The following is a 24,727-nucleotide window of genomic DNA, read 5'->3' on the forward strand; positions in this document are numbered from 1 at the left end:
CCCTAAAATACCATATATATGTCGGCACGGATTCCCATTCTCTAAGTATAGGTCAAGTTCGGAGATTTGTCAAGGAAAAATGGGGGGATTTTTGGGGATTTTTTGGGTTCCCCTAACTGGGGGTACTGGTGGAGGGTCTACGGGAAAGGCGATCGCACTTTATCACTGTGTCAATCAACAATTGAGAGAAGCCAGAGAAATCGAGATTTTTCCATCAATTCATCACTCCTACAATAATTAAATTATTGTTAAAAATTAACGGATTTAGCTCCCGACTGTAGGTAAAGGATATAATGGAGTAAATCTAGCCCTTAAAAACCATAACCTAGACAACCTAGTGGGGAGACAAAAGTGAAAAGCTGAATACACATACAATGTAACTTCAGGCAGAAATTACTCCCATTGTCTGGTCAGTATTTTGATGGCATTTCTGCCACTTATATCAAAAAATATGATGGCAGCAATGAATATATTTTTAATACTTTTCATGGAGAAATCAAAATGTCTAGTCAATCTGTCAACACTATTAATCTCGATATATTTGAACCCAATGATAGCCGAGAAACAGCCACAGATCTAGGCTTGATATCTGAATGGAATTATTGGGATAATCTCAGTATTCATGCTCGAGACTCAGATTGGTTCAAATTTGAGATAGCTCAAACCGGAAGTGTAAATAATTACCTATCAATTAGTTCATGGTTTCATGGTGAAAACCTAAATTTATCCCTATATGATAGCGAGGGAGTATTGATTTATAGTACAAGTAGTGATGGGGAGGAGAGAATTAGTTTAGAGGGAATAGAAGCCGGAACTTACTATTTTAATATTCAGGGAGATGACGGAGTAATTAGACCTAGTTACAGCCTGTATATTAACGCTCCCTGGGATATGAAACCAGATAAATTTGAGCCTAACGATAGCATCGAAACCTCTACAGATTTAGGCTTGCTATCTCAGATGAATTATTGGTATGATATAAGTATTCATCCTGAAGACTCAGATTGGTTCAAATTTGCGATCGCCGATACCGGAAGATCCGATAATTATGTATCAATTAATTACTGGTACTATGGTGACCACCTCAATTTCAGCTTGTATGATGCTGAGGGAGTCTTGATTAACAGTTCCAGTAGTGAGGCTATGAATGGGATTAGTTTAGAGGGACTAGAAGCCGGAACTTACCATATCAAAGTGTATGGAGATGAGGGAATAACTAGACCTAGCTACAGCCTGAATATTAACGCTCCTTGGAACATGACCCCAGATAGATTTGAAGCTAATGATAGTATCGAAAATGCTACCGATTTAGGCTTATTATCTCAGTGGAATTCTTGGGATAATCTCAGTATTCATGCTGGCGACTCAGATTGGTTCAAATTTGATACATCTGAAACCGGAATAGCCGATAATTATGTATCACTTGGTTCTTATTACTATGGTGACAACCTCAATTTTGCCCTTTATAATGCTGAGGGAATCTTGATTAATACTGCTAGGAGTGATGCTAGTGAGTCGATTAGTTTAAAGGGATTAGAAGCCGGCACTTATCATGTCAAAGTGTATGGAGATGAGGGAGCAATTATACCTTCATATATTCTCTATATTAATGCTCCCTGGAATATAGAGCCTGATAGATTTGAAGCTAATAACAGTATCGAATTTTCTACCGATTTGGGCTTATTATCTCAGTGGAATTCTTGGTATAAACTCAGTATTCATGATGCGGGAGACTCAGATTGATTTAAATTTGATATGGCTCAAACCGGAAGTGTGAATAATTTAGTATCAATTGGTTCTTCATCCTCTCGTGAAAACCTAAATGTTGCTCTCTACAATACTGAGGGAGTCTTGATTGACACTTCCGTAATCAATGATTGGGAGGGGATTAGCTTAGAGGGACTAGCAGCCGGAACTTATCATGTTCAGGTTTATGGAGATGAGGGAGCAATTATACCTTTTTATAGCCTGTCTATCACTGCTCCCTGGGATATGAGTCCAGATAGATTTGAACCCAATGATAGTATCGAAACTGCCACAGATTTAGGCTTATTATCCCAGGGAAATTCTTGGGATAATCTCAGTATTCATCCTGGAGACTCAGATTGGTTCAAATTTGATATATCTCAAACCGGAAGAGATTATAATTCCGTATCAATTAGTTCCTTTTACTCTGGCGAAAACCTAAATATTGCCCTCTATGATGGTGAGGGAGTCTTGATTGGCACTTCTGTTATTAATGATTGGCGGGGGATTAGCTTAGAGGGATTAGAAGCCGGAACTTATCATGTTCAAGTTTATGGAGATGAGGGAGTCATTAGACCTTTATATAGCCTCTATATCAATCCTCCTATCAATATAACACCAGATGAATTTGAACCCAATGATAGTATCGAAACTGCCACCGATTTAGGCTTGCTATCTGAATGGAATTCTTGGCGTGGTCTTAGTATTCATGCTGGAGACTCAGACTGGTTCAAATTTGAAATCCCTCAAACTGCAAGTCCGATTCATTATGTATCGGTGAATTCCTGGTACTTTAATGAACACCTAAGTTTTGCTTTGTATAATGCAGATGGAGTCTTGATAAACTCTTCAATTAGTAGTGATTTGGATGGGATTAGTTTAGGGGGACTAGCAGCGGGAACTTATCATGTTCAGGTTTATGGCAATGATGACGCTATTAGTCCCGAATATAACCTCTATATTATGGCTCCTTTTACTGTCATCTCATCTGATGAATCAGAACCTAATGATAGTATCCAAAATTCTAATAACTCGATTACTCAACCTTTCCCTAATCAGTGGTTTGGTAGTGATGGGGATGATGTGATTATGGGTAGTGATTCTGATGAAACTTTACTAGGTTTTGAAGGGGATGACTACCTCGATGGACAGCAAGGAAATAATACCCTATTTGGGGGTCAGGGAAATGATACTTTAGTTGGGGGTTCCGGTCGTGACGCTTTGTTGGGAAATAAGGATGATGATATCCTGTTTGGTGGTAGCTCTGGTGATACTCTCTATGGCGGTCAAGGTCATGATACTCTAGTGGCGGGTGAGGGTAATTCTCTGTTGTTTGGTGATAAGGGGAATGATATCTTGTATGGGGGTTCCGAGGGAATTGATACGTTGAATGGGGGAGAGGGAAATGATACTTTTGTGATGCTTCCCGGTGAGGGTTATACTGTGGTGGCTGATTGGGAGATGAATCAAGATGTGATGGTTTTGTTGGGTAATGCTACTAACTATCGCATAGGGGATTTACCCCTGGGATTTACTAATGCTACTGCTATTTACCAAATTGGCGAGACTGATAAAATTGTCGGTATTATTGAGGGTGTGACGAGTTTGAACTTGGAAGATAGTAGTATCTTTCGGTTTGTGGAGGGGGTCGGGAGTCTGGCTTGAAGTTGCTAAAACTGATTAATAAGTAGACTGGCTGGCTGATTAATTAATGGTGTCGGGGTGGTTCGCTAACTGCTCCGACTTTGACATGGAAAAGTCCCAGAAAAGCGATATATATGTCGGCACGGATTCCCATTCTCTAAGTATAGGTCAAGTTCGGAGATTTGTCAAGGAAAAATGGGGGGATTTTTGGGATTTTTTGGGTTCCCCTAACTGACTGGTGGAGGGTCTACCGTCAAAGGCGATCGCACTTTATCACTGTGTCAATAATTGAGAGCCGCACCCTGGGACAGCATATATTTTGCCATGACTTTACCATAGCCTAAATGATTAAATTTTCATTAAAAAGTAACCCCCTTTACTTGCCAATAAGAGGGAGAGGATATAATCGAGTTAATCCACCTCATATACTTAGTCGAGCCTATATGAAACTAAGATTCAAACCATCACGTAATGTGGCAAGTTACAGCACTTTAGCCATCAGTATTGCTATGGCAATTACCCTAGGGCTACCTGGTGCGGCTTCAGATAACCGCTTCGTTCAACAAGTGCGTCAACAATTGATGCAAGCGGGAGTGGCTTTGGGAATTTCGGGGAGTTATCAGCTTAGTCATGAACCATATTTGGGTGATATTGGTCATAACCAAAAGGATTATCTCTACCTGAACTTAAATTCGGGTTCATCTTACATTCTGGTCGGCGTTTGTGATGAAGATTGTCGAGATATAGACTTATCGCTTTATGATGAAAATAACAATCTGATTGACTCTGATACCGCCCTTGATGACTACCCCATGGTAGAAGTTGACCCCAAATGGAGTGGTCGATTTAAGGTTGAGGTAACAATGGCTAACTGTAATGCTTCAACCTGCTATTACGGGGTGGGGGTTTTTGCTCGATAATCATCTTGAATGTAAATTATGACTTGGGAAATATATGGGGGGAATTGATGAATTCCCCTTTTTTTGCTGAGGACAGTTGTGGGAATGTCGCTAACTGCAATTCCCGATTTTATGGGTAATGACTCGCCGGGGTTTAACTTAAACAGTAGGCAGCCAAAAGCCATATATATTCCGCCACATATTCCCATGCTATAAATATAGGTCAAGTTAGGGAATTTGTAAATAAAAAATCGGTAAACTTTTGAGTTTTTTATACCCCAATATTGTCATGATTTAGGAAACTCTAACTTTGGGCAGGTTTGAGATAGCTGGCTCTGAGATTTTAGAGAATGATTATCATTATTAAAAATATCCAGATAAATTGATATTTTGTATCTAAAATTACATTTTGTTATCTAGGAAATAGGTGAAGATGTCTTAACATCGAGAGACTAAGATTCAAAAAGAATTGAATCATTAAGTTTTGTTGATTAAAAAACCATCATGATGAAGGGTAATCAGGAAAAAAATGCCGCAAACACTATTTAAAGTTGATCTAACTAAACCAATGTCGGAACAAGAAATGCCGGGACATAATCGCTGGCATCCAGACATTCCGGCGGTGGTTTCTGTTAATCCGGGAGACATTTTTCGGATTGAATGCAAGGACTGGACAGACGGACAAATCAAAAATAATGATAGTCCCGACGACGTTCGAGATGTAGATCTAAGTGTGGTTCACGTTCTCAGTGGGCCGATTTATGTAAACGGTGCCCAACCAGGAGATATTTTAGTTGTAGATATTCTGGATATTGGTGCATTACAGGGAGATGAATGGGGCTTTACGGGAATTTTTGCGCGGGAAAATGGGGGTGGTTTTCTAACTGATCATTTTCCGAATGCAGCTAAAGCTATTTGGGATTTACAGGGAATTTATACGAGTTCTCGCCATATTCCGGGAGTACGTTTTGCGGGTATTACTCACCCTGGATTAATTGGCTGTGCGCCTTCCTATGAACTGTTGATGCAGTGGAATAAACGGGAAAGGGAATTAGTAGAAACAGGGGGTCCGGTTTGGAAACCAGAAATTCCACCTCTGGCGGCTTTACCCAACCCAGAAAATGCGGTTTTGGGAACATTAACTGGGTCGGAATTTGAGCGGGTGGCGGCGGAAGCAGCGCGGACGGTTCCACCTCGGGAACATGGCGGAAACTGCGATATTAAGAATTTGTCGCGGGGGTCGCGGATTTATTTTCCGGTGTATGTAGAGGGGGCGAAATTGTCTATGGGAGATATTCATTTTTCCCAGGGAGATGGGGAAATTTCGTTTTGTGGCGCTATTGAAATGTCGGGATATATCGACCTCCATGTTGATCTGATTAAAGGAGGGGTGGAAAAGTATGCAATGGTGAATCCGATTTTTAAACCTGGTCCGGTGGAACCTCGCTATTCGGAGTATTTGGTATTTGAGGGAATTTCGGTTGATGAGTTTACTGGGAAACAGTATTATTTGGATGCTCATGTTTCCTATCGTCGGGCTTGTTTGAATGCGATCGCATATTTGCAAAAGTTTGGATTTACGGGAGAACAGGCTTATTTGCTATTGAGTTCAGCCCCGGTAGAAGGTCGAATTAGTGGTATTGTGGATATTCCGAATGCTTGTTGTACCGTGGCAATACCAACGGAGATTTTTGATCGCAATATTTTGCCAACTTAGTAGTGTAATTATCGCCCCTAGTCATTGGGAACTGGGGGCAGTTAGATAAGGAGAATAAAGAAAATGCCACTGTATGAATTTCGTTGTGCTAATTGCGGAGAGTTTGAAACATGGCAGACTTTGGCGGAGGTGGGAACTCCGGTTGCCTGTCCTCAATGCCAAAATCAGAGTGAAAAAATCTTTTCGCCGCCCAATATTAATTTGAATTCGAGGGGGTTAAGTTTGCGACGGGGAGAAAGTAAAGAACCCAAATTGGTGAAAAGCGATCGCCAACCATCATCTCCCCGATATAAACAAAGTAGGTGCGATCGCCCTTGGATGATAGGTCACGGTTGAATCATGTTCTGTGTGGGTGGGCTGTTGTCTGGTGAAAATTTATGGCAGAATCAGGAATTAAGAATATGGACTGGTAATGCCAAAAAAGACAAAATTTCCCTATCTGGTGGGTTCTAAATGGACGGCTACCCAAAAAACTTGGGGATGGCGACATTTTCAGGTGGTTAACCGTAAAAATCAGGGTCAGTTGGTTTTTGCGGAGTTGGTGGCTTCCTGTGACCCGACAGTTAGATTTTGGTTGAATGCTAAACAGCTTAAAGATCGTAATCTGTGGGAACCTGGGTGGCAGTCTACCCAAGAACTTGATGATGGAGACTGATATATGGATTATAGCTATATTCAACAGGCGATCGCTCAATTAGAAGCTGCCGCCACTGAACTAAAGAATATGGTTGATCATGTTCCTCCCGAACAGGCTAAAATTCTACAGGTTAGGGAAGTTGAGGAGAAGATTAGGAATACTCTAGCCCATATAGAGGCGGCGATTAACCCCCCTAGTTTGGAACATTTGCCGCCAGATGTGTTAGAAAGGGCGCAGGCCTTAAAAATTCCCCTGGGAGATGTTGAGGTACAAATGGCGATGGTATCTCATGATTTGTCTCAGGTGATGGCTATTCTGACCGAAATGGAAAACCGCGCCCAAACTATTCGCAGGCGACGAGAATATTTTTTGGTTAGACTTCCTGATATGCCTATTGAAGTTTTGGGGTCGCGGCTTCCGGTGTATACAGCCGCAGATTTTCAAGCGCCCCCTGAACCTGTATCTAAGGAGGTTCGAGATCAACTCAAGGCTAAGTATGGCATCGATCGCTTAATTATGGAGAAATCTGTGCGATCGCGCGCGACCCTCTTTGATCAAATTAAACAGGCGAAACAGACCCTAGAACATCCATCACCCCAAGATGAATAATCAAAATAGACCATAGGTAAATTGGTGGCTATGGTGTTATTGACAACGCTTTTGCCAAAACTGATAAGCTGAATAAGCTAGGGTAACTACTCCGGTTTTAATTGCTGATTCATCTACCTGAAACTTAGGGTGATGTAGGGGATAATTGGGTTGGTCTGGTTGTCCTATTCCTAGGCGAAACATTGCGCCCGGTGCATAATTTAAATACACCGAAAAATCTTCCGCACCCAGAGAAGGTTCCGGGAGAATTTCTACACTTTCATTTCCCCAGGCTTCCCTAACTGAGGCTTCGATTAATTGAGTTAAGGCTGGATCATTCTGCACACTGGGAACACCCCGGCGATAGTTCATTTGATACTTAGCCCCATAGGTTTGACAAACATTAGCTACTATATTCTCTATCCATGCTGGTAAAGTTTCATAGGTTGATTGATGAAGCGATCGCACTGTTCCCAATAATTTTACCTGATCCGCAATCACATTAGAAGCACGTCCGCCAGTAATTTGACCAATAGTTAATACCACTGGTCTAAGGGGGTTATGAGTGCGACTAATTGCCTGTTGTAGAGTCGTAATTACTTGGGCGGCGATCCAAATTGCATCAATGGCTTCATGGGGACGCGCACCATGTCCAGACTCTCCCAAAATAGTCAATTCCAAATCATCCGCCGCCGCTGTTAATGCCCCTACTCTAATGCCAATACACCCCGCCGTAATAGTCGGAAAAACGTGCAATCCAAAGATAGATATAACGTCATTCATTACCCCATCTTCTACCATCCAAGTGGAACCCCTAGCGATTTCTTCAGCCGGTTGAAATAAGAATCGCACAGCCCCCGGTAGCGAGTCCTGTAGGCGTGATAAAACCATCGCTGTACCTAATCCTACCGTAGTATGTACATCATGCCCACAAGCGTGCATTACGCCGGGATGACGAGAGGCATATTCTAGGTTAGTTAATTCTTGAATAGGGAGGGCATCCATATCAGTACGAATTGCTAACCATTGATGATGGTTACCAGTTCCTTTTAATTCCCCTACTACTCCGGTTTTTCCTACCGCTTCTTGAATGTGCAACCCACAGGAAGATAATACCCCCGCTATATATGCAGAGGTTTGATATTCTTGACCGCTAAGTTCTGGGTGTGCATGAATGTGACGACGAATTTCTACTAAACGGGGATATAGGGAATTGGTGAGGTCTTTGATTTCAGTGAGGATGGAGTTTTGATGTTTACTCATGGCAATAATAGGCTGATCAGGCAGAGTTTTAACGGTTGGCTAGAATACAACCACTGCGAGGGGGTAATATCAGTTCCAGATGATTCTCTCCCTCTAAATTAAGCCAGCGGGCGGTACAATTTCCATAGACAACTCTTTCAGGTTTAGTGGTGAGTTGGGGAACTGGTATATTAATTGTAGCAGATTCTAAGCTACTATTAACTGTGATGATTAATTCTTCCTGACCTTCCGGGGAATTGGTGGTTAAAATTCTGGCAAAGCTATAAACTAGATCTTGGGCGAAGAGAACTTGATAAGTCCCGATTCTGAGAGCCGGGTATTTATGGCGGAGGGTGATGAGATTTTTGTGGTATTCTAGTAAGTCTAAATCCCATTGTTCTTGGGGCGGGAAACCACGACGACAATCGGGGTCAAATTCTCCTGGTAAACCGACTTCATCACCATAATATATACTGGGAGCGCCCGGGAAGGTTAATAATAGTAAGGTAGCGAGTTTAACGCTGGCTTGATCTTCCTGAACTATGGTAATTAAACGGGCGACATCGTGGCTATTAAGTAGGTTAAGTTGGGTGAGTTGAATCTCCCAAGGATAGAGAGCAAGAAGTTCCTGGATTTTACTGCTATATTCGGCGGCGGAAAGGGGAGGATAGGGATAATAAGAAGGCGCTTCTACTAATTCTCTACGGACTCTGGATTGGGCTGTAAAGGCGATGGTAGGTCCGGTAAATAGATAGTTCATTACGCCATCAAATTGGCTGCCATCGAGCCACTGACGGGCATCTGTCCACACTTCTCCGACGATATAGGCTTCCGGGTTACCGGCTTTGACACGACTGCGAAATTCTTGCCAAAATCCGGGTGTTTCTATTTCAAAAGGAACGTCTAAACGCCAGCCGTCTATACCAAAGTTAATCCAATATTCGGCGATCGCCATAATATATTCACGCACATCGGGATGCTCATGATTAAATTCCGGTAAAGCCCGGTTATTCATCCAACCGACATAATTGGCGGGTTGACTACCATCATAGGCAGACAGAGGCCAGTTTTCCACCTTAAACCAGTCTAACCAAGGAGAGTGAGGGCCATTTTCTAGGATATCATTAAAGAAGAAAAAGCCTCGACTAGCATGGTTAAAAACCCCATCTAGGACGATTTTAATATGGCGACTATGGGCAGCATCTATCAATTCTCGCAGGGCTGGATTACCGCCTAAAATCGGGTCAACTTGATAATAGTCATGGGTATGGTAGCGATGGTTACTGGCTGATTGAAATATGGGGGTAAAATAAATCGCATTAATCCCCAAATCTTGCAGATAGTCGAGGTGTTCAATTACCCCCCACAAGTTACCGCCTTTATACCCCTGCAAAGTGGGTGGTTTGTGCCAATCTTCCCACTTAGGATGACTAATAACTGAGGGTCGAGGTAATTGGTTTTGGGCAAAACGGTCAGGAAAAATTTGATAAAATACCGAATGTTTTACCCAGTCTGGAGTGTAAATTGTCATGGTTACGATTTGGAAAACACCAATATATATTTAGGGCGTATAAATTGCTAAGTCACTTATACAGCCACTTATGAAAATATTTCAACCTAAATATGACGCACGATCACCATAATACCATAGTAGTTAGTGGTCAAATTATGATCTGGTGGCACTGAGACTGTGAACATCAGATCAATTTGGGCATAATTGGCCTAGCTATGTATTGCGGATAGTATCTCCTATCTGCTAGGATTGACAGCAAGCCGAACCTTAATGAGAATCACAAGTGTCAAGTCCAGAAGAAACAGCCTTGGTTCCCAAATCATCTGGTAAGGATGCAGGTTTAGCCCCCCTACTCCTTACCGTGGTTGAATTAATCCGCCAGCTGATGGAAGCGCAAGTTATCCGGCGCATGGAAGCTGATACCCTAACAGATGAAGAACTTGACCGCGCGGCCGAAAGTCTGCGTAAATTGGAGGCGCAGGTGTTGGACCTCTGCGAAATTTTTGATATCGACCCAGCAGACTTGAATATCGAACTGTCGGAGTTGGGTTCCCTTCTCCCTAAGTCCGGTGGCTATTACCCAGGGGTGTCCTTGGGAAATCCCTCGATCTTGGAACTTCTCGATCGCCTTCTGAATACGGGTATAGTAGTAGAGGGAAGTGTTGATCTGGGTTTAGCCCAAATTAACCTGATTCATGCCAAGCTGAGATTGGTGCTAACATCAAAGCCTCTATTATAGCCTAGGGATTACCCAAATTTATCCCATGGGCAAGTTTTGGGTTGTGGGGGGCTAGTGATAGGTGCTAGACTGCTGATAATTACTTTTTGATGAGTGACTAATATGAGTTACAGTCTGTATTTATACGGAATTTTACCGAAAACTAAGCTGAAGTCTTGGCATTTGCAAGGCTTAGATAATCAGCCAGTTTATACTCATGAAATTGATGGGTTTATTTTTCTGTATTCCGAGGCGCAACAGGAACGGTATTTGGCCAGCCGCAGGAATTTGCTAGGTCATGAAAAGGTGTTAGAAGCCATGATGCAGGAGGGATATAGGACGATACTACCTTTGCAATTTGGCTTGATTGTTTCTGATTGGGATGCGGTAGCTAAACAGTTAGTTAATCCTTATCATGAAAGACTGAAAGAACTGTTCGTTAAGTTGGAGGGTAATCGCGAGGTGGGGGTGAAGGTTTTTTGGAATGAAACCGCTGAACTTAATGCTTTAATGGAGGAAAATCAAGACCTGAGAGAAAGACGCGATCGCCTGGAAGGTCAACCCCTCAGTATGGATGAAGTGATTGCTATTGGTCGGGAGATAGAGTCAAACATTTTAGACCGCGAAAATGAGATTATCACCGCTTTTCAAGATGGCTTAATTCCCCTGGCTTTAGATTATGTAGAAAATGAATCGATGACGGATTTAATGATTTATAACGCCGCCTATTTAATTCCTTGGAATAGTGAAGAAAAGTTTAGTCAGAAGGTGGAGGAAATCGACAATTACTTTCCCAAACGGCTGAGGATTCGCTATAATAATTTTACAGCCCCCTATAATTTCACACAACTTGATTAATGAGAGGATAAATCTATGGTTTTACGATTATTACTCGCCCCTCTGACCGCTCCCCTGGATGGTATTGTATGGATAGGTGAACAAATCTTAGAACGCGCTGATGCTGAACTAGACGATAAAGAAAATTTAAATAAGCGTCTTTTGGCTCTTCAATTAGCCTATGATATGGGCGATATTTCAGAGGAAGATTTCGAGGAAGAAGAGGAACAGTTATTACGAGAAATTATCGCCCTAGAAGAGTCTCAGCAACAGTCGGAGTTGGCATCAGATGATGATGAATAATTATCGGTTTTGGGGACAACGTACCCGCGCCCATCTATCGGCTTTTCTTTAGATTAGAAATGTGCAGTGCGTCAGTGATGGTGCGTCAGTCGAGAAGATGATTATTGACCTGATGTATTCGCTCTGACGCACCCTACCAGGCTTATAGTTTATACCTGTGAATCAGGGTCAATGCCTAAGCGTTTTAGCTGTTCGGCGAGACGTTGCGATCGCAATTTTTCCTCGGCTAATTCTTCTTCCGCCCGCCGCGCCCGTTCTTCTGACTCTTGGGCTTTTCGCTGTGCCGCTTCCGCTTGTTGGTGTAACTCTACAGAAGTCAAAAAACGACGACCATCGGGATAATATAACTCTAAACCCGTGGGCGGAAATTCAAAGCGAATCTGGAGGCGAGGACTCACCCAACCAGACATTTCCTCAATCATTTTTAACTCACTCTCACCACGCCGCCATCCCGCCAAATCCAAACGCTCCGGGTCATATATATAATATTCTTCCACCCCATAACGCTCATAAAACTTAAATTTCCGGTTCATCTCCGCCAAACGATTCCCCGGTGAGAGAATTTCAAACACCACCTGGGGCGCTATATTATCTTCCTCCCACTGCCGATAGGAACCTCGATGACCTTTCGGCCTGCCTATGGCTACCATGGCATCGGGGGCTTGACGGGTTTTATTATCTCCTTCCACCGGATACCAGAGTAAATCTCCCGCCACGAACACATCAGGCCGATTGGCGAACAAAATTTCTAAGTTTTCTTTAATTACCACAATCCACTGGAATTGCTGGGTATTTTCTGCCATCGGCTGTCCGTCACTGTCTGGATAAATTACGGTTGGGGAAACTTGTTGAACCATAGTTATTTTCTCCGACTAGATGAGTCGGGCTAATCTCTGAAGCTGTTTTCTAGTATAGCGGTTTTCTCAGGAAGCTGAATCGGGGTCAATGCCTAAGCGTTTTAGCTGTTCGGCGAGACGTTGCGATCGCAATTTTTCCTCGGCTAATTCTTCTTCCGCCCGCCGCGCCAGTTGTTCTGACTCTTGAGCTTGCTGCTGTGCTGCTTCCGCCTGTCGCTGTGCTGCTTCCGCCTGTCGCTGTGCTGCTTCCGCCTGTCGCTGTGCTGCTTGGGCTTGCTGCTGTGCCGCTTCCGCTTGTTGCTGTGCCGCTTCCGCTTGTTGGTGTAACTCTACAGAAGTCAAAAAACGACGACCATCGGGATAATATAACTCTAAACCCGTGGGCGGAAATTCAAAGCGAATCTGGAGGCGAGGACTCACCCAACCAGACATTTCCTCAATCATTTTTAACTCACTCTCACCACGCCGCCATCCCGCCAAATCCAAACGCTCCGGGTCATATATATAATATTCTTCCACCCCATAACGCTCATAAAACTTAAATTTCCGGTTCATCTCCGCCAAACGATTCCCCGGTGAGAGAATTTCAAACACCACCTGGGGCGCTATATTATCTTCCTCCCACTGCCGATAGGAACCTCGATGACCTTTCGGCCTGCCTATGGCTACCATAGCATCGGGGGCTTGACGGGTTTTATTATCTCCTTCCACCGGATACCAGAGTAAATCTCCCGCCACGAACACATCAGGCCGATTGGCGAACAAAATTTCTAAGTTTTCTTTAATTACCACAATCCACTGGAATTGCTGGGTATTTTCTGCCATCGGCTGTCCGTCACTGTCTGGATAAATTACGGTTGGGGAAACTTGTTGAACCATAGTTATTTTCTCCGACTAGATGAGTCGGGCTAATCTCTGAAGCTGTTTTCTAGTATAGCGGTTTTCTCAGGAAGCTGAATCGGGGTCAATGCCTAAGCGTTTTAGCTGTTCGGCGAGACGTTGCGATCGCAATTTTTCCGCCGCTAATTCTTCTTCCGCCCGCCGCGCCAGTTGTTCTGACTCTTGAGCTTGCTGCTGTGCTGCTTCCGCCTGTCGCTGTGCTGCTTGGGCTTGCTGCTGTGCTGCTTGGGCTTGCTGCTGTGCTGCTTGGGCTTGCTGCTGTGCTGCTTGGGCTTGTTGGTGTAACTCTACAGAAGTCAAAAAACGACGACCATCGGGATAATATAACTCTAAACCCGTGGGCGGAAATTCAAAGCGAATCTGGAGGCGAGGACTCACCCAACCAGACATTTCCTCAATCATTTTTAACTCACTCTCACCACGCCGCCATCCCGCCAAATCCAAACGCTCCGGGTCATATATATAATATTCTTCCACCCCATAACGCTCATAAAACTTAAATTTCCGGTTCATCTCCGCCAAACGATTCCCCGGTGAGAGAATTTCAAACACCACCTGGGGCGCTATATTATCTTCCTCCCACTGCCGATAGGAACCTCGATGACCTTTCGGCCTGCCTATGGCTACCATGGCATCGGGGGCTTGACGGGTTTTATTATCTCCTTCCACCGGATACCAGAGTAAATCTCCCGCCACGAACACATCAGGCCGATTGGCGAACAAAATTTCTAAGTTTTCTTTAATTACCACAATCCACTGGAATTGCTGGGTATTTTCTGCCATCGGCTGTCCGTCACTGTCTGGATAAATTACGGTTGGGGAAACTTGTTGAACCATAGTTATTTTCTCCGACTAGATGAGTCGGGCTAATCTCTGAAGCTGTTTTCTAGTATAGCGGTTTTCTCAGGAAGCTGAATCGGGGTCAATGCCTAAGCGTTTTAGCTGTTCGGCGAGACGTTGCGATCGCACTTTTTCCTCGGCTAATTCTTCTTCCGCCCGCCGCGCCAGTTGTTCTGACTCTTGAGCTTGCTGCTGTGCTGCTTCCGCCTGTCGCTGTGCTGCTTGGGCTTGCTGCTGTGCGGCTTCCGCTTGTTGCTGTGCCGCTTCCGCTTGTTGGTGTAACTCTACAGAAGTCAAAAAACGACGACCATCGGGATAATATAACTCTAAACCCGTGGGCGGAAATTCAAAGCGAATCTGGAGGCGAGGACTCACCCAACCAGACATTTCCTCAATCATTTTTAACTCACTCTCACCACGCCGCCATCCCGCCAAATCCAAACGCTCCGGGTCATATATATAATATTCTTCCACCCCATAACGCTCATAAAACTTAAATTTCCGGTTCATCTCCGCCAAACGATTCCCCGGTGAGAGAATTTCAAACACCACCTGGGGCGCTATATTATCTTCCTCCCACTGCCGATAGGAACCTCGATGACCTTTCGGCCTGCCTATGGCTACCATGGCATCGGGGGCTTGACGGGTTTTATTATCTCCTTCCACCGGATACCAGAGTAAATCTCCCGCCACGAACACATCAGGCCGATTGGCGAACAAAATTTCTAAGTTTTCTTTAATTACCACAATCCACTGGAATTGCTGGGTATTTTCTGCCATCGGCTGTCCGTCACTGTCTGGATAAATTACGGTTGGGGAAACTTGTTGAATCATAGTTATTTTCTCCGACTAGATGAGTCGGGCTAATCTCTGAAGCTGTTTTCTAGTATAGCGGTTTTCTCAGGAAGCTGAATCGGGGTCAATGCCTAAGCGTTTTAGCTGTTCGGCGAGACGTTGCGATCGCACTTTTTCCTCGGCTAATTCTTCTTCCGCCCGCCGCGCCCGTTCTTCTGCCGCTTCCGCTTGTTGGTGTAACTCTACAGAAGTCAAAAAACGACGACCATCGGGATAATATAACTCTAAACCCGTGGGCGGAAATTCAAAGCGAATCTGGAGGCGAGGACTCACCCAACCAGACATTTCCTCAATCATTTTTAACTCACTCTCACCACGCCGCCATCCCGCCAAATCCAAACGCTCCGGGTCATATATATAATATTCTTCCACCCCATAACGCTCATAAAACTTAAATTTCCGGTTCATCTCCGCCAAACGATTCCCCGGTGAGAGAATTTCAAACACCACCTGGGGCGCTATATTATCTTCCTCCCACTGCCGATAGGAACCTCGATGACCTTTCGGCCTGCCTATGGCTACCATAGCATCGGGGGCTTGACGGGTTTTATTATCTCCTTCCACCGGATACCAGAGTAAATCTCCCGCCACGAACACATCAGGCCGATTGGCGAACAAAATTTCTAAGTTTTCTTTAATTACCACAATCCACTGGAATTGCTGGGTATTTTCTGCCATCGGCTGTCCGTCACTGTCTGGATAAATTACGGTTGGGGAAACTTGTTGAACCATAGTTATTTTCTCCGACTAGATGAGTCGGGCTAATCTCTGAAGCTGTTTTCTAGTATAGCGGTTTTCTCAGGAAGCTGAATCGGGGTCAATGCCTAAGCGTTTTAGCTGTTCGGCGAGACGTTGCGATCGCAATTTTTCCGCCGCTAATTCTTCTTCCGCCCGCCGCGCCCGTTCTTCTGACTCTTGGGCTTGTCGCTGTGCCGTTTCCGCTTGCTGCTGTGCTGCTTGGGCTTGTTGGTGTAACTCTACAGAAGTCAAAAAACGACGACCATCGGGATAATATAACTCTAAACCCGTGGGCGGAAATTCAAAGCGAATCTGGAGGCGAGGACTCACCCAACCAGACATTTCCTCAATCATTTTTAACTCACTCTCACCACGCCGCCATCCCGCCAAATCCAAACGCTCCGGGTCATATATATAATATTCTTCCACCCCATAACGCTCATAAAACTTAAATTTCCGGTTCATCTCCGCCAAACGATTCCCCGGTGAGAGAATTTCAAACACCACCTGGGGCGCTATATTATCTTCCTCCCACTGCCGATAGGAACCTCGATGACCTTTCGGCCTGCCTATGGCTACCATGGCATCGGGGGCTTGACGGGTTTTATTATCTCCTTCCACCGGATACCAGAGTAAATCTCCCGCCACGAACACATCAGGCCGATTGGCGAACAAAATTTCTAAGTTTTCTTTAATTACCACAATCCACTGGAATTGCTGGGTATTTTCTGCCATCGGCTGTCCGTCACTGTCTGGATAAATTACGGTTGGGGAAACTTGTTGAACCATAGTTATTTTCTCCGACTAGATGAGTCGGGCTAATCTCTGAAGCTGTTTTCTAGTATAGCAGTTTTCTTTTGAGGGGGTTTCGTGTTACTTTCTCAAGATACGAGGTAAGCTGGAATATTAAGAAAACCGAACCTACAAGGCTACAAGGGTAAGGTGATGATGCGAAAAGACGGGTAGAGCCCCTTGAGTTAATTTGGGCAACCCACCCGCGCCGATCTATCGGCTTTTCTGTGAATTAGAAATTAGATTTATAGATGAGTATAGCGCCCTGGTCGCCCAGTTGTAACTGGGAGTCCTCAGACCAGGTTATATAGCGGATTGGGTTTCCGCTAGGCATTTCCAGAGCTTGGAAACCGGGTGTTTGTGTAGGGTCTGGGAAAATGCGGTTATCCAACAAAACCAAGGTCTCTACATGGGGGGGAGAACGATCGCCTCTGGTCCCAAATCGCGAGATAAACCCTGTTGTTGGTAGTCAGATAAATATAGGTCTACCAGGCGATAATAGTAATGGCGAGTCAAAACCACGGTGGTTTCGGGGGAAAAGCGATCGCGCACAAACTCGATCCTCTCGCCTATATCGCGGTTAAACACCCGTACATCCTGGGCGGTAGGCATTCCCGCTGAACCGAAGAGGAAAAATAAACCATTTACACAGACGATCGCCGCTGTTACTATCCCCCAACCTGAGAAGACGACAGATTTCTGAAAAGGCTTGGGTATAGTGGCGGATATAGTTATAAACAAATCGGGTTTTTGTTTTTCCCAACGGTCTCCTAACCATACAATTGTTAGACCTGCCATCATCATAATTCCTGGCATAATTGTAAAAGTTTGAGACTTGCGGCGCAGATGTACAAATAGAAAATAAAGCATTCCGGGAACACAAGATAAAGACAGGGTTTGAATGCGTCGATCGCGCCGAATTAGGTGTGCAATAGCTTGGCGATCGCATACCAAAATCCACAACATCGGAATAATGGCTACACCTATTAGGGGGAAATATTCTTTCATAAAAACCATTAAATTGTCAAAGATTTTCACCAAAGAATCAGCGTCTCTGCGTTCTGTATGTAGGGGGAGCCATTCCTGTACTAATTGCCAATAATTATCCCAGCCGCCGCTACTTGCAATTAAGGGAATAAACCCAACAGCCACGGCTGCCAATCCCAAACTTACAGCTATAAATACATCGGTTAATTTGAACCTATATCCCGAATTGGGAGACCCAAAACGCCATCCTAAAAATAGGGAAGTCAGGGCTAGGGGCAACATAAAAAATGGGGTACTAGGGCGAATACCTCCGGCTAATCCCATCAATATAGTTAGGGTAAATAGGGCGGGTCTATTTGCGAAACTGGTTAAATAAGCGGCGGCAATAATTAGCACCACCCAGCTAAATTATAGGGTATGGGAAAAGGCAGTTACACTGTGATACCAAAACAGGGGACTGGTGAGAGTTAGGAGGGCTACAGATAAACCTACTTGATGATTATACCAGCTTTTTGCTAATAGATAAAGGGCGGCTACTGTCACCCCAGAGGCGACGATATTAACGGCTACCAGACTCAAGGTAGGGTCATCTAAAAATAGGTGAAAAAATCGCGCCATCCAGATAAAAATGATAAACATTCCTGGCATTTGCGGCTGTGTTTTGCTAACATCAAACTCTAACACTGCCATGGCAAAATGCCCCTCGTCTCCCTGGGGGAATTGGGTATGAAATGGGAGTCTAGTTAGAATGGTTAGAAAAAATAGGACGGTGGCAATTATCCACTTTGGGGAGATGCGATCGCCTTTTTTTAAGGGGGGATGACACCAGAAGTATTACTCATAAATATTTGGGCAAAATAGTTATCAAATGTATGATATCTTAAAACCGGAGTTTATGTATTATCAATATTACGCTACCTAGGTATTTGCCAAATTACCCAGTTTTCGGCTTGGTCTATCATTTTTCCTTCTAGCTGAGGATGCCAGTCTCGGCGGGTCAGAATATAATCAGCGTCAAAACTTCGGGCTACTGCTATCAATTCTGATGCTGATTTTTGGCGATATTGTTCATCTAAAACGCTGGGTGATTGATGGACGATTCCTGTGATGCTTTGCATCCGTTTTTCCCATTCTATTATACCCCTATCTGTAAACGGAAAACTTTTAAAAGACCAGAGGACCGAACGTTGAGAGTAGAAACGGAATTTGTCATCGGAAGGGGGAACTAAAACTAGGGCATTTGGGGAACTTTGCTGTTGAAAACGCTGGGCTAAAATTTCGACTGGTTGGTGGGGTGTGGCGGTGATTTTTAGCCGATGTGGTATCGACCATATTCCGGTAATTATTAATAGTGATAATATCGACAATTTTAGTGGTTTTGGCAGTCTAGTTTTACAGGTAATAATTGGGGAAGCTAGGGTGAATCCTAAAAATAGGTGATAGTGATAATTTAACACTAGGGTTAAGATGAGCAAAAATACTGAACTATAGTTAATCCATGGAGATTTAATAGCTGGGTGATTTTGTCTAATTAAAAAACCTAAATACATCAGGGCTATGATCACCCCAAAATAGGAACATAGCATAATTGATATTCCTAAAATTAATCCTGTTAATACAGCAATTATCCAGGTTTTTTTGAGTTGTGAACTATAATTTAATGATATTCCTAGGGTGATGGCTACAATTAATAAGACAATCCCACTATTTTTAATTACAGATATGCTAATTAATAAACAGCCTAGGGGGATATTTCCGGTTCGATATGCTTGTTTCACCCAAAGAGCGATCGCTATTAATCCTAGTAGTTGTATAAAAGGACTGGTGCGCGCTAATTGTAGTTTAGCGAAGGTCGCCACGGGAATCACTTCTACAAAAATATAACCCATAGATAATAATGCTAAACCGAAAATTAAGAGGATTTGTAAATTGGTTTTTTGCTCGGCTTTTAATATGGATGAAGTCCGCATCATAATTAACCCAGAAATCACGAAACCGATAAAATTTAACCAACCCCTTAAACCAAACTGGGAATAAATTAGATGATGGGGATGGCGAATATAAGCGTATAAATGAATGAATTTTTCCGGGGTAATTATCTGGCTGTCAGTTTCTGATAATAACTTCATAGGAACATATACACAGGCGGCAAAAATTAGCCAAATTATTAATCCGATGATTATCGATTTACTGGATTTATTATCATTAATTTTTTTTATAGCCATAATCGGAATAAATAATATTCCAGGAATAAAACCTATTAAAAATTGCAGTAAAATGGCTAAACCAAATAGGCTATATCCGATAATCCAACGACTGCGAAAACTATAGTAAATCCCCCAAATGGCTAAACCCATAGCTAAGACGGCGGGGATGGGTTCTTGGCGAAATAAATTGGTAAAACCAATAGTTCCATTGGCGGCGGTTAAGCCTAAAAATACCAGAATACTTGGGGATATAGAGTCGGATAGGAAAATTTTGCCGATCGCATATAAAGCCAGCATAAAACTGGTAAATGCTATGATATAATAAACCCAGATAATTCCGGCAATACTCAATCCTAACTTAGCCGGGAAAGCTATTAAATGGTAATAAAAAAAACGGGGGTTAAATTCCACCATTTCCTGTACATAAAAATCGCGAGGGTAAAGATGAGTATCTACCAGAAAAGCTATGGCTGGTAGTTGATTACGGAGATTAGCTGATCCTAGTTCATAGCCATAAAAAACTAGAGTTGCGCCTATTAATAAAAAAGCGATCGCCCCTAGTTGCCATCCCCGAAGTCTAGGGCTGAGGTTCATAGTACACCTGAGAAATCTTATATAAATTTTGGGGCAACTGTGAAATTACCGAGTTTTGACACTCCCCGCTCTGAAGAGACGGGGATTCTTGGCTCACCGAGACCACTTAAACTAGATTCCTGGCGTCGTCTAGCCCAGAGGTGGGACTCTCCCCAAGCGTTACTTTCGGTATGCCCTACCGTAGTTGCATTTCTGCCAATCCTGTTTAGATTGAAGCAAATATACCTCAAAAACTGATTTCTCTAGTTCCTGTGAATCTTTTACCTGCTCGAAGGAGGAAGCTAGAACAATGCAGCAGAACCGCATAGATTCAATTGTCAAGGTTCAGTGTACGCCTTGAGGCAACAAGGTTTTTTAAGTGGTTGGTTACCTTGAGCCACGCTCAATCTGTGTAGCATTTATCTAGTAAGCGTGTCAAGTCAAACAGCGATGTTGTTCGAGAGTTGATCAGGTCTTGGGCTGACGGGCACTAAAGTACCCGTGTCGCCTTTCATCCTTGCTCTCTTGAGACAAGGTTTTCATGCTCCAGTGCTGTTCGTATAATAGTATCATGACTTACTCAAATCCTCTTTACCCTCTAACTTGAGAAAAGCCGCCGATCGCTTTGACCGACAGCCATAGTATATTCCATTCTACAAATTGTAGAATCCCAAGTCTATTGACTACACTAGGATAGTTTTTGCTCCCCAAATTGTCAAAAAAAAATGCGATCGGTTGCATTTTAGCGAAAACTTGCATCTTTCCCACTGAAATTGTGCCGATCGCATCAGATACCAACTTAGCTGTAACTCCTACCAGATAAGGGTTAGGGGAGGCTAAGTGGTGATATGTCCATTATGGGTTAATTATACCCCTGGGGATAGAGTCCGGGTCATATATCAAAAATGGTATAATCGCAGATGTAATGTATATCAATTAAGAGGTACTCTCCCCTGATTCCCATTCATGATGATAACCCAACTCAGATTAACCCTTGGGTAACCAAGGTGTTAATTATTATCAATCTGATAGTTTTTGCACTACAATTTCTGGTGATTTTTTCCGAGCCTGAACAAGTAGAAAAAATTATCTATACTGGTGCATTTATACCCTGTCAACTCGCCCAAAGTTGTCCATCTGATATACCAGCAGCGACATTTACTTTTCCAGCTTGGTTGACTCTAATTACCTCGCAATTTATGCACGGTGGTATTGGTCATATTGTGGGAAATATGTTGTTTCTGAGTATTTTTGGCAATAATATTGAAGATTGTTTAGGTCATTTCAAGTTTTTGATTTTCTATATACTATGCGGAATAGCAGCGGCGTTGATTCAAGGGTTTTCCTCCCCTGATTCTATCATACCATTGTTGGGAGCAAGTGGAGCGATCGCCGGAGTTTTAGGAGCCTATTTAATTCGCTTTCCCCGGGCAAAATTATTAGTAATATTCCCATTTTTCCCGTTTATTCCCATGAGGCTTCCGGCTTATTTCTTCCTAATTTTATGGTTTGCATTCCAATTTATTGCCGGGACTTCTACTGCTAATATAGATACAGCTACGGGAGAAGAAGTCGGGGGGGTAGCTTATTGGGCTCATGCGGGAGGGTTTATTTTTGGTATAATTCTTGCGCCGATACTGGGGTTATTTTCCTCAAGAGGAGGTGCAAATAACTAAGATTCCAGAACCCCAATACTTTCAGGAGATACAAACACTTCAACCTGTTGACCTGGCTGGTATCTTTGGAGGTCATCTCGATGCCAATTTTGGACTCTGACCATAACATAACAGTTGGGGGATAGTTTAACTTTGTAGCGGGTATCAGTACCAATATAAACCCTTTCTTCCAAGAGTCCAGACCAACTGGGAATATGAACAGACTTGGCTGGATATAGAGTAATTTTTTCGGGTCTAATTACTAATGTTACAATTTGTCCAACAGAAAGACTATGTTCGGCGGCAATTTGAATAGGTAGAGATTCATCAACTAACACGGTTTGCTGTTCATTATTAATTTGTATAACCCGTCCGGTGAGGAAGTTACTCTCCCCAATAAAATCAGCGACAAATCTAGTTTTTGGATACTCGTAAATTTCGATAGGAGTTCCGACCTGTTGAATCTCTCCCTGGTTCATAATAGCAATGCGATCGGACATAGTTAGGGCTTCTTCTTGGTCGTGGGTAACATAAATAAAAGTAATTCCGATACGTTGCTGCATTTGTTTAAGTTCCAGTTGCATTTGTTTCCGCAATTTCATGTCTAAAGCGCCTAAAGGTTCGTCAAATAATAAAACCTCTGGCTGTTTAACTAGAGACCTAGCTAAGGCGACGCGCTGCTGCTGTCCCCCGGATAGCTGACGAGGATAGCGATCGCGCATTTCGGTTAATTTGACTAACTCCAACACCTGAGAGAGGCGATCGCTAATTTCCGCAGAGGGTAAATTTTCCATCTCCAGTCCAAAGGCGATATTTTGGGCGACAGTCAAATGAGGAAACAAAGCATAATGTTGGAATACAGTATTAACCGGACGGTGAAAGGGAGGTCGCTTACCCATAGCTTGACCGTGAATATAAACTTCTCCGGTGGTAGGTAATTCAAACCCAGCAATCATTCTTAATGTGGTAGTTTTCCCACAGCCAGAAGGTCCGAGGAGGGAGAAAAACTCCCCATCTCGAATCTGTAAATTTAAGTCATTGACTGCTAAAAAATCTCGATGCTTACTCCCCCGAAAGGTCTTAGAAACATTGACGAGTTCAACCGCATGATTCATAGTAGCTAAATTAAGACCCTACACCCAACTTAACCTCTGTCCAGGCTTGATCATAAAAGATGGTAGCTTCTCCGACATCTTCCAAATATCTGAGTTTCGCAAAAACTTCGGGGGGGGGATAAATACCAGGATTTGCCAAATTTTCTGGTTTAATCAACTTTTCAGCGATCGCCGTTTTATTAGGGGAACCATAGTTAATAAAATTGGAGATTTGGGCACTAATTTCCGGTTCCATGATAAAATTAATGAATTTCAAAGCCAGATCCGGGTTAGGTGCGCCTGTAGGAATGACCATATTATCCATACCAATAATTGTGCCTTCTTGAGGAATTGCATAACGCAACCTAGGATTTTCTTGCATTACTTGAAAGATATCGCCGCTGTATTCCATAGTCATATCAACCTCACCTTGATTAAGGAGATTTTGACCAGTATCAGGAACAAAGGCGGTGATATGAGAACTATTTTGAATTAAGAAATCCCTAGCGGCAAAAATTTCATTTTGATTAGTAGTATTAGGATCATAACCCAAATAAATTAATACCGCTCCCATGGTGTGTCGCATATCATCTAATAGGGAAACCCTGGAGGCAAAATTAGGGTCAAATAATTGAGACCAACTGTTAATATTTTCCCCGACTCTATCAATGTTATAACCTATTCCCAAAGTCACCCACTGATAGGGAATACTATATTGATTTCCGGGGTCATAGGGAGGGTTAGCAAACTGTGGGTCGAGATGGATAATATTAGGAATCCTCGCCAAATCGAGAGGTTGTAACATTCCCTGATTAACCATAATTTTTACCATATAATCGGGGGAAAATACCACATCATAACCCGGATTGCCGGCTTGTAGTTTGGCATACATACTTTCCCCACTATCGTAGGTATCATAGTTAATTTTAACGTTATATTCTCGTTCAAATTGAGCGATCGCCTGTGGGTCAATATAACTTGACCAGTTATAGATATTGAGAACATTCTGTGAACCTGTCCCAGTCAGAGACCCATCAGGACTGGTAGCCGCACAACCCCAAGGCAAAATCACACCCAATACAAACAGTAATATTAACGTTAACAGTCGCTTCATTTTCTAGTCATCTCTCCTAAATTAACCCTAAGATAGCGTCTGAAAAGACTCCACCTGTAAAACCGGACCAATCATCGCCAGAGTCATCACATCTTCGCGAATAATCCCCTGAACGATCGCCTTTTTCCCCGACTGCTGTAACTCCGGGGGTGCATCCTTCAACTCATAGGTTTGTTCAGCACTAACCAGCGCCCAAGTCCCCGTCCCAAAACCTTTTTTTTCCACAACACCTTCAACAGTGATAGTCATATTGAGTCACCCTCCAATGATG

The 24,727-nt window shown here is 43.3% G+C and carries 28 protein-coding genes; 13 read left to right on the top strand and 15 right to left on the bottom strand.

The window, feature by feature from the left end; all coding sequences use genetic code 11:
- Positions 1-79 precede the first annotated feature (79 nt).
- The 9 genes from HFV01_RS15530 (at position 80) to HFV01_RS15570 (ending at position 7,252) form a co-directional block, all read left to right on the top strand.
- Complete coding sequence (locus HFV01_RS15530; protein ID WP_193520193.1) at positions 80-241, top strand: hypothetical protein; 162 nt, start codon at positions 80-82, stop codon at positions 239-241.
- Positions 242-402: 161 nt separating this feature from the next.
- Positions 403-1,743: a T9SS type A sorting domain-containing protein gene (locus HFV01_RS15535; protein ID WP_006669072.1), complete on the top strand. Its 1,341-nt coding sequence runs from the start codon at positions 403-405 to the stop codon at positions 1,741-1,743.
- Between the two features lie 12 nt (positions 1,744-1,755).
- Entirely contained in the window at positions 1,756-3,411 is a 1,656-nt protein-coding gene (locus tag HFV01_RS15540; protein ID WP_006669073.1) for a peptidase domain protein, read from the top strand.
- Positions 3,412-3,572: 161 nt separating this feature from the next.
- The gene (locus HFV01_RS15545; RefSeq protein ID WP_193520194.1) at positions 3,573-3,734 is read left to right on the top strand and encodes a hypothetical protein; all 162 of its coding nucleotides are present in this window, start codon (positions 3,573-3,575) and stop codon (positions 3,732-3,734) included.
- Between the two features lie 99 nt (positions 3,735-3,833).
- On the top strand, positions 3,834-4,310 hold the full coding sequence (locus tag HFV01_RS15550) for a hypothetical protein (protein WP_035759673.1): 477 nt from the start codon (positions 3,834-3,836) through the stop codon (positions 4,308-4,310).
- Positions 4,311-4,818: 508 nt separating this feature from the next.
- Positions 4,819-6,006 (top strand): formamidase, encoded by a 1,188-nt coding sequence (gene fmdA, locus HFV01_RS15555; protein WP_006626101.1) that lies wholly within the window; start codon positions 4,819-4,821, stop codon positions 6,004-6,006.
- A gap of 63 nt (positions 6,007-6,069) precedes the next feature.
- Entirely contained in the window at positions 6,070-6,342 is a 273-nt protein-coding gene (locus tag HFV01_RS15560) for an FmdB family zinc ribbon protein (RefSeq protein ID WP_006626102.1), read from the top strand.
- A gap of 76 nt (positions 6,343-6,418) precedes the next feature.
- Complete coding sequence (locus tag HFV01_RS15565) at positions 6,419-6,661, top strand: TIGR02450 family Trp-rich protein (RefSeq protein WP_006616785.1); 243 nt, start codon at positions 6,419-6,421, stop codon at positions 6,659-6,661.
- 3 nt (positions 6,662-6,664) lie between these two features.
- The gene (locus HFV01_RS15570) at positions 6,665-7,252 is read left to right on the top strand and encodes a hypothetical protein (protein ID WP_006626105.1); all 588 of its coding nucleotides are present in this window, start codon (positions 6,665-6,667) and stop codon (positions 7,250-7,252) included.
- A gap of 36 nt (positions 7,253-7,288) precedes the next feature.
- Here HFV01_RS15570 and HFV01_RS15575 read toward each other — a convergent pair whose 3' ends face one another.
- Entirely contained in the window at positions 7,289-8,494 is a 1,206-nt protein-coding gene (locus tag HFV01_RS15575; protein ID WP_006626106.1) for a M20 family metallopeptidase, read from the bottom strand.
- Between the two features lie 28 nt (positions 8,495-8,522).
- Complete coding sequence (locus HFV01_RS15580) at positions 8,523-10,004, bottom strand: glycoside hydrolase family 13 protein (RefSeq protein WP_006626107.1); 1,482 nt, start codon at positions 10,002-10,004, stop codon at positions 8,523-8,525.
- Between the two features lie 265 nt (positions 10,005-10,269).
- Here HFV01_RS15580 and HFV01_RS15585 point away from each other — a divergent pair, with 265 nt between their 5' ends.
- From HFV01_RS15585 to HFV01_RS15595, 3 genes are all read left to right on the top strand, one after another.
- On the top strand, positions 10,270-10,725 hold the full coding sequence (locus HFV01_RS15585; RefSeq protein ID WP_006616265.1) for a gas vesicle protein K: 456 nt from the start codon (positions 10,270-10,272) through the stop codon (positions 10,723-10,725).
- Between the two features lie 102 nt (positions 10,726-10,827).
- Positions 10,828-11,562 carry a gas vesicle protein GvpF gene (gvpF, locus tag HFV01_RS15590; RefSeq protein ID WP_006626108.1) on the top strand — a complete coding sequence of 245 codons (735 nt, stop codon included), beginning with the start codon at positions 10,828-10,830 and terminating at the stop codon, positions 11,560-11,562.
- Between the two features lie 15 nt (positions 11,563-11,577).
- Positions 11,578-11,844, top strand: a complete 267-nt coding sequence (locus tag HFV01_RS15595) for a gas vesicle protein GvpG (RefSeq protein WP_006616263.1) — start codon at positions 11,578-11,580, stop codon at positions 11,842-11,844.
- Between the two features lie 149 nt (positions 11,845-11,993).
- Here HFV01_RS15595 and HFV01_RS15600 read toward each other — a convergent pair whose 3' ends face one another.
- The 10 genes from HFV01_RS15600 to HFV01_RS15645 all read right to left on the bottom strand — a co-directional run bounded on the left by HFV01_RS15600 (position 11,994) and on the right by HFV01_RS15645 (position 21,352).
- Positions 11,994-12,701: a Uma2 family endonuclease gene (locus tag HFV01_RS15600; protein WP_193520195.1), complete on the bottom strand. Its 708-nt coding sequence runs from the start codon at positions 12,699-12,701 to the stop codon at positions 11,994-11,996.
- A gap of 66 nt (positions 12,702-12,767) precedes the next feature.
- A complete protein-coding gene (locus tag HFV01_RS15605) occupies positions 12,768-13,580 on the bottom strand; it encodes a Uma2 family endonuclease (RefSeq protein ID WP_108614940.1) in 813 nt (270 codons plus the stop codon).
- Positions 13,581-13,646: 66 nt separating this feature from the next.
- Positions 13,647-14,438, bottom strand: a complete 792-nt coding sequence (locus HFV01_RS15610; RefSeq protein WP_108614941.1) for a Uma2 family endonuclease — start codon at positions 14,436-14,438, stop codon at positions 13,647-13,649.
- A gap of 66 nt (positions 14,439-14,504) precedes the next feature.
- Positions 14,505-15,275 (bottom strand): Uma2 family endonuclease, encoded by a 771-nt coding sequence (locus HFV01_RS15615; RefSeq protein WP_193520196.1) that lies wholly within the window; start codon positions 15,273-15,275, stop codon positions 14,505-14,507.
- Positions 15,276-15,341: 66 nt separating this feature from the next.
- Positions 15,342-16,028, bottom strand: a complete 687-nt coding sequence (locus HFV01_RS15620) for a Uma2 family endonuclease (protein ID WP_006626112.1) — start codon at positions 16,026-16,028, stop codon at positions 15,342-15,344.
- Positions 16,029-16,094: 66 nt separating this feature from the next.
- Positions 16,095-16,823 (bottom strand): Uma2 family endonuclease, encoded by a 729-nt coding sequence (locus tag HFV01_RS15625; RefSeq protein ID WP_108614944.1) that lies wholly within the window; start codon positions 16,821-16,823, stop codon positions 16,095-16,097.
- A 408-nt stretch (positions 16,824-17,231) separates the two neighbouring features.
- Positions 17,232-18,212 (bottom strand): hypothetical protein, encoded by a 981-nt coding sequence (locus HFV01_RS15630; RefSeq protein WP_046321362.1) that lies wholly within the window; start codon positions 18,210-18,212, stop codon positions 17,232-17,234.
- Between the two features lie 9 nt (positions 18,213-18,221).
- Positions 18,222-18,503, bottom strand: a complete 282-nt coding sequence (locus tag HFV01_RS15635) for a glycosyltransferase family 39 protein (protein WP_006626115.1) — start codon at positions 18,501-18,503, stop codon at positions 18,222-18,224.
- A 224-nt stretch (positions 18,504-18,727) separates the two neighbouring features.
- Positions 18,728-20,614, bottom strand: a complete 1,887-nt coding sequence (locus HFV01_RS15640; protein WP_006626116.1) for a DUF6798 domain-containing protein — start codon at positions 20,612-20,614, stop codon at positions 18,728-18,730.
- Positions 20,615-21,184: 570 nt separating this feature from the next.
- Entirely contained in the window at positions 21,185-21,352 is a 168-nt protein-coding gene (locus HFV01_RS15645; protein ID WP_193520197.1) for a hypothetical protein, read from the bottom strand.
- A 248-nt stretch (positions 21,353-21,600) separates the two neighbouring features.
- Between HFV01_RS15645 and HFV01_RS15650 the strand changes: the two genes are divergently transcribed.
- Positions 21,601-22,269 carry a rhomboid family intramembrane serine protease gene (locus HFV01_RS15650; protein ID WP_006669253.1) on the top strand — a complete coding sequence of 223 codons (669 nt, stop codon included), beginning with the start codon at positions 21,601-21,603 and terminating at the stop codon, positions 22,267-22,269.
- On the opposite strand, the gene HFV01_RS15655 is transcribed toward HFV01_RS15650, so the two are convergent.
- From HFV01_RS15655 to HFV01_RS15665, 3 genes are read right to left on the bottom strand one after another with little or no spacing between them, the layout of a single operon-like run.
- A complete protein-coding gene (locus HFV01_RS15655) occupies positions 22,266-23,363 on the bottom strand; it encodes an ABC transporter ATP-binding protein (RefSeq protein WP_006669255.1) in 1,098 nt (365 codons plus the stop codon). The genes HFV01_RS15650 and HFV01_RS15655 overlap by 4 nt on opposite strands.
- Positions 23,364-23,373: 10 nt before the next feature.
- Positions 23,374-24,456, bottom strand: a complete 1,083-nt coding sequence (locus tag HFV01_RS15660) for an ABC transporter substrate-binding protein (protein ID WP_006626121.1) — start codon at positions 24,454-24,456, stop codon at positions 23,374-23,376.
- Positions 24,457-24,483: 27 nt separating this feature from the next.
- Complete coding sequence (locus HFV01_RS15665; protein ID WP_006626122.1) at positions 24,484-24,705, bottom strand: hypothetical protein; 222 nt, start codon at positions 24,703-24,705, stop codon at positions 24,484-24,486.
- Positions 24,706-24,727 lie beyond the last annotated feature (22 nt).

The sequence above is a fragment of the Limnospira fusiformis SAG 85.79 genome (assembly GCF_012516315.1).
GTDB lineage: Bacteria > Cyanobacteriota > Cyanobacteriia > Cyanobacteriales > Microcoleaceae > Limnospira > Limnospira fusiformis.

What these genes read in the sequence shown, in the direction of transcription:
- HFV01_RS15530 (WP_193520193.1), top strand. Translation starts at nt 80, where the DNA reads ATGGGGGGATTTTTGGGGATTTTTTGGGTTCCCCTAACTGGGGGTACT.
- HFV01_RS15540 (WP_006669073.1), top strand. Translation starts at nt 1,756, where the DNA reads ATGGCTCAAACCGGAAGTGTGAATAATTTAGTATCAATTGGTTCTTCA.
- HFV01_RS15550 (WP_035759673.1), top strand. Translation starts at nt 3,834, where the DNA reads ATGAAACTAAGATTCAAACCATCACGTAATGTGGCAAGTTACAGCACT.
- fmdA (WP_006626101.1), top strand. Translation starts at nt 4,819, where the DNA reads ATGCCGCAAACACTATTTAAAGTTGATCTAACTAAACCAATGTCGGAA.
- HFV01_RS15560 (WP_006626102.1), top strand. Translation starts at nt 6,070, where the DNA reads ATGCCACTGTATGAATTTCGTTGTGCTAATTGCGGAGAGTTTGAAACA.
- HFV01_RS15565 (WP_006616785.1), top strand. Translation starts at nt 6,419, where the DNA reads ATGCCAAAAAAGACAAAATTTCCCTATCTGGTGGGTTCTAAATGGACG.
- HFV01_RS15570 (WP_006626105.1), top strand. Translation starts at nt 6,665, where the DNA reads ATGGATTATAGCTATATTCAACAGGCGATCGCTCAATTAGAAGCTGCC.
- HFV01_RS15575 (WP_006626106.1), bottom strand. Translation starts at nt 8,494, where the DNA reads ATGAGTAAACATCAAAACTCCATCCTCACTGAAATCAAAGACCTCACC.
- HFV01_RS15580 (WP_006626107.1), bottom strand. Translation starts at nt 10,004, where the DNA reads ATGACAATTTACACTCCAGACTGGGTAAAACATTCGGTATTTTATCAA.
- gvpF (WP_006626108.1), top strand. Translation starts at nt 10,828, where the DNA reads ATGAGTTACAGTCTGTATTTATACGGAATTTTACCGAAAACTAAGCTG.
- HFV01_RS15595 (WP_006616263.1), top strand. Translation starts at nt 11,578, where the DNA reads ATGGTTTTACGATTATTACTCGCCCCTCTGACCGCTCCCCTGGATGGT.
- HFV01_RS15600 (WP_193520195.1), bottom strand. Translation starts at nt 12,701, where the DNA reads ATGGTTCAACAAGTTTCCCCAACCGTAATTTATCCAGACAGTGACGGA.
- HFV01_RS15605 (WP_108614940.1), bottom strand. Translation starts at nt 13,580, where the DNA reads ATGGTTCAACAAGTTTCCCCAACCGTAATTTATCCAGACAGTGACGGA.
- HFV01_RS15610 (WP_108614941.1), bottom strand. Translation starts at nt 14,438, where the DNA reads ATGGTTCAACAAGTTTCCCCAACCGTAATTTATCCAGACAGTGACGGA.
- HFV01_RS15615 (WP_193520196.1), bottom strand. Translation starts at nt 15,275, where the DNA reads ATGATTCAACAAGTTTCCCCAACCGTAATTTATCCAGACAGTGACGGA.
- HFV01_RS15620 (WP_006626112.1), bottom strand. Translation starts at nt 16,028, where the DNA reads ATGGTTCAACAAGTTTCCCCAACCGTAATTTATCCAGACAGTGACGGA.
- HFV01_RS15625 (WP_108614944.1), bottom strand. Translation starts at nt 16,823, where the DNA reads ATGGTTCAACAAGTTTCCCCAACCGTAATTTATCCAGACAGTGACGGA.
- HFV01_RS15635 (WP_006626115.1), bottom strand. Translation starts at nt 18,503, where the DNA reads ATGGCAGTGTTAGAGTTTGATGTTAGCAAAACACAGCCGCAAATGCCA.
- HFV01_RS15640 (WP_006626116.1), bottom strand. Translation starts at nt 20,614, where the DNA reads ATGAACCTCAGCCCTAGACTTCGGGGATGGCAACTAGGGGCGATCGCT.
- HFV01_RS15645 (WP_193520197.1), bottom strand. Translation starts at nt 21,352, where the DNA reads ATGCAAGTTTTCGCTAAAATGCAACCGATCGCATTTTTTTTTGACAAT.
- HFV01_RS15655 (WP_006669255.1), bottom strand. Translation starts at nt 23,363, where the DNA reads ATGAATCATGCGGTTGAACTCGTCAATGTTTCTAAGACCTTTCGGGGG.
- HFV01_RS15660 (WP_006626121.1), bottom strand. Translation starts at nt 24,456, where the DNA reads ATGAAGCGACTGTTAACGTTAATATTACTGTTTGTATTGGGTGTGATT.
- HFV01_RS15665 (WP_006626122.1), bottom strand. Translation starts at nt 24,705, where the DNA reads ATGACTATCACTGTTGAAGGTGTTGTGGAAAAAAAAGGTTTTGGGACG.